We start from the raw sequence: 2220 nt of genomic DNA on the forward strand, positions 1-2220 counted from the left end.
GCCCTGGGAGCACAGTACGGGTGAATATCTGATCACTACCAAAGGTGACCCGAAAAAGGTTAACGCGATTGTTGCACCTTCTGGCGGCATCATCGGAGGCTCACAGAATGTGGGCTGGCTGGCGCAAATTACCAGCGCAGAAGTGATCAACCACCGTTTATGGCTGCGCAACGACCAGGGTGATGTCGTCAATATTGTTGATGCATCAGGAAAGGCGTTACTGAATCAGAAGAATAGCAGCGCCCTTGATGGCAGCCGGATTGAACCTCTCTATGTCAGAAATGATGTTACTTCTGCACAATCGCCACTCGCACTGATTCGTCCTGAATCCGGAAGCGGTAAAAACGGTGCCGGTTTCCTGCGCCCGGATGGTTCGCTTCAGCTCGACAGCAAATGGCAGGATATTCAATCTGCTGACGCAGACGGTAATATCGAACAGTTTATTGTCAGAACGGCTGAGGGAACCGGCGTTGTCGATGCTCAGGGGAAAATTGTTATCCCGCTGACCGAAGACAATATTTCGCCCTTTGTTCATGGCTACGCGCTTGATTATCTGGACGGCAAGCTGACCGCACTGGATCACGCGGGTAAGCATTATGATTTGCCCAACGTATTCGAGATTGAGTCTGTGGGTAACGGCTGGTTCCGTTTTCGCGAAACCGCTGCCGAAGGCGCGCTGTGGGGCATCTTTGATGTCAACACACAGAAAACGGTTGTTCAGCCCTCTTATCAGGATGTGGGTGACTACGCCGATGGTCTGGCGGCGTTCAGAGCACCGGGAGGCTTATGGGGCATTGTGGACGGTCAGGGTAAAATCATTGTTGAAGCGAAGTATGCTAAAGCAAAACGTATTAATTCTGCGCTCTGGCTGCTGACGCAACCGGCCGCTCCTGATCAAGCTGCATCCAGTGTGATTGCTGAAATCATTGGCAATGATGCGAAAGCGAGAGTCGCACCAACGGCGGGGTTATCAGTTACTCAGTTCAGTGATGGACGCATTCTTGCCACCTCTGCCGCAGGGCAGTCCTGGCTTTTGGATCCCCAAGGCAACATTGAACTGCACGAACAGCAAACCCGTATCAGCGCGCTGGGCGATTGGGTAAAATTATCCCGTAAGCCGCAGGAGGGTTATCTTTCTGCGCAAGGAGAATGGCAAATTCAGCCCGTAGCGGAAGCCCAAAGTTCTGCTTTTGTGCAGGGCCGTGCTTTGCGTTCGACGCCGGCAGGGTATGAGCTGATCGATGATAAAGGTGTGCGGGTTGCGGCTATGCCTGAGGGCAGGTGGACAATGCCGTCAGCCAGCACGTGGTCTGTCTCTAACGACCCGCAGGATGGTACGCCAGCGACCCGTTATGTCGACAACACCGGTAAATTAGTACTGACGGTACAGGGGAATGCCAGCCTGATGGTGAATGATCATGCTGTACTGACACGCGCAGACGGCATGAAAACCTGGATAAACGGCCAGGGTAAACAAGCTGAGGGCATTGCTTATGCCGACTTAGGTTTGCCTGTGGATGGCCTGGCATTCGCCAAAACGAACAATAATTACGGTTTTGTCGATGTACAGGGTAACTTTGCCATTGCACCGCTATTCAGTGCCGTCTCACCGTTTGACAGCGGCGTTGCCGTCGTTTCAACGCCTGCGATGTCAATGATGATTGATAAAACGGGTAAACCGCTTGCAAGGATCGATAAGGAATGCGGCATTGCCGTTTTATACGGCGCTGGCAGCGCAAGACAGTGGCCGGTAGCGATGCCGGATAACTGCAAACCGTAGAACGCATTTCTGGCTTTTAAAACCCGCTACGGCGGGTTTTTTTGTGCTAATGTTTAACTGTCATAGTAGTGAACTATCTCAATTGAAAGGATAAATTATGATTCCGCAGATCCCACTTAAATACAGGGATGCAGAGCGCTGGTCGTTTGGTGATACCGAGTCGTCAGCAGACGAACTGGCTAAACGTGTTATTGCAGGCACAAAAACCGCCACCTGTTCAAACCTGGATGATGACCCGGAACCAGAACCTGGCGAAATCTTTGTGGTGGTCGATGGTCGCAATAATCCGGTGTGTGCCGTACAACTGACCGAAGTGAAACAAGTTCCTTTTGATCAGGTGACAGAGCAACATGCCTGGGAAGAAGGTGAAGGTGACCGCACGCTGGCTTACTGGCGCGCTGAGCATCAGCGTTTCTTCGAAGAGTACGAGATGTTTGAAC

Annotated in this window: 2 protein-coding genes; both read left to right on the top strand. The window is 51.9% G+C overall.

Annotated features, from left to right (window positions below):
- A partial coding sequence (locus tag AC1DUO_RS24220) for a WG repeat-containing protein (RefSeq protein ID WP_477989137.1) occupies nt 1-1780 on the top strand: 1780 nt, incomplete at its 5' end.
- Nucleotides 1781-1877: 97 nt separating this feature from the next.
- The coding region (locus tag AC1DUO_RS24225) for an ASCH domain-containing protein (RefSeq protein ID WP_477989139.1) at nt 1878-2220 on the top strand (343 nt) is incomplete at its 3' end.

This window comes from Rahnella sp. P4_A8, from assembly GCF_056402435.1.